The organism is Methylocaldum sp. (genome assembly GCF_035627495.1).
GTDB lineage: Bacteria > Pseudomonadota > Gammaproteobacteria > Methylococcales > Methylococcaceae > Methylocaldum.
The window spans coordinates 1-2,055 of the sequence record NZ_DASPLO010000172.1; the positions used below are offsets into that span (position 1 = coordinate 1).

Sequence of the window (2,055 nt, forward strand, 5' to 3'; positions counted from 1 at the left end):
GGTGGTGCTGGCGTTCTTGTGAAGTTGAATCTGCATCGTGATGAGTCTCAACCGGATGAACCAAAAACTTCACGGAGGACACTCCGTGCCTCGAAGAGAGCATAGCTCCTTCTTGGTAAAGAATCACACGGGACCTGACAGTTAGCCAGCCAAGATTGACTCTCTTTTTTTACTATTCCTTGTAAGACTCGCCCTACAGTTTTTTCGGTTTTTTCTGACTTTAAAATTGGTACTTTTTGACTATGTATTAAGGAGGCGTTTTAGAAATCACTTACAAGACCGAAACTCATGGTCACCGCACTCATACTTCTAGGATTGATTGCTTTGGGCTTGTCCCAGCTCTTTCCAAAACCGGAAAGCGCCTATAAACGAGCGCTAAGGACATACCCTCGAAATGCAAGAAGCCCATCAAATATCTCATACAGGAATGTAAGAACGGAGGACTTACACGCCTATATAAGAGAATCACACCCGCATTTTCAAAACGCGATCAAACCAGACGATAGCGTTAAAGAAGACCGAGAAAGCCCAGAGACTAGGACCGGGGATCAGACACGCTCAGAGAGTTCCAATGCCAGGAACTGGACTATGGACCTCATGAAATCCTTGGAATGGAAGCGATACGAGGAACTCTGTGTTCAATATCTCGTGGAACAAGGCTGTAGAGCTGAAGTGACGCCCCTTGGTGCCGATGGTGGGATAGACATAAAGGTTTTTGGAAACAATAGCGAAAAACCGATAGCCATTGCACAATGTAAAGCTTGGGGGCACAAGAACATCAAAGTCGATCTTGTCCGGGCGCTCTATGGGGTTATGGCCGCCGAGCGCATCCCCCACGGCATCTTTTTGACGACAACGGATTTCACCAAAGAGGCGAAGGATTTTGCCAAGGGAAAGCCCCTTCAGCTCATTTCCGCCTCGGAGTTCTTGGATTTAATCAAAAAGCTCCCCGAAGATAAGCAAAAACGCCTCCTCGATTTTGCAACCAGCGGCGACTATACGACGCCAACGTGTACCCGATGCGGAACTAAAATGATACTGAGGAAAAGCAAAAAGGACAGCAGTACTTTCTGGGGCTGTCGGAGCTATCCAAGATGCCGAATAACGATAAACTTGCGGCACTAAAGGCGTAGGCCAGAACAAACCAAACGGAGAACCGGACAATATTTCTCGGCCGACAAATGCGCTTCTGCCAGACCAAAACCCACATTCACACGGAACACTTAAATGGGGAAATTTCTAAACACCAGCGCTACGAATTATTTTCTTGAAGAACTCATTAAAACCGCGAAGGATCGGCTAATCCTTATCAGCCCCTTCCTAAAGCTCAACGACCGCATTAAAGAGCTGTTGGAAGACAAGAACCGCCTGAAAATTGATGTTCGCGTGATCTATGGAAAAAACGAGTTGCAACCGGAGGAAATCACGTGGCTGCGTGACTTGAGTTACATCCGGACGAGCTTTTGCAAAAACCTTCACGCCAAATGCTATCTCAATGAAGAGATGTGCATTATCACAAGTCTCAATCTGTATGAGTTCAGTCAGATCAACAATAATGAAATGGGCGTGTTGCTCCAAAGAAATGACGATCCCGACCTATATCGCGAGGCCTACGAGGAAGCCCAGAGGATTATCCGAATTAGTGACGAGATCCGGATCTCGCTCGAAAAAGTCTCGAAGGAATCCGATAGTCCCCAGGAGGCAGAAAACGATTTCGACAAGCTGACCACGTCAAAGCTTGCTCAGAAGCTCGGTATAAAGACCAATGAGCTTGTCGATAAGTTAATCACTCAAGGCTATCTGGAAGCCCGTGACGGCAAGCAATACCTCACCGCAAAGGGCAAGGAGGCCGGCGGACAGTTCAAAATGAGCCCGAAGTTCGGCCCTTATTTCCTGTGGCCGGAAGATCTTACGATCTAGTGTCCTGTCCCATTAATACGTAGCATAAATCTTGCTTAATTTCTGGGTGTCTTTAGATTTGAGGAGATACCCAATGAAAAACGGCCGCCCGAAAGCCGAACTGGTCATCACACCCGCTGAACGCGAACAACTGGA

At 47.3% G+C, this 2,055-nt stretch carries 2 protein-coding genes; both read left to right on the forward strand.

Going from position 1 to position 2,055, the window contains the following annotated elements:
- The first annotated feature begins 288 nt into the window (after nt 1–288).
- On the forward strand, nt 289–1,125 hold the full coding sequence (locus VEB01_RS15380) for a restriction endonuclease (protein ID WP_324876935.1): 837 nt from the start codon (nt 289–291) through the stop codon (nt 1,123–1,125).
- Between the two features lie 102 nt (nt 1,126–1,227).
- Complete coding sequence (locus VEB01_RS15385) at nt 1,228–1,920, forward strand: phospholipase D family protein (protein ID WP_324876937.1); 693 nt, start codon at nt 1,228–1,230, stop codon at nt 1,918–1,920.
- Nucleotides 1,921–2,055 lie beyond the last annotated feature (135 nt).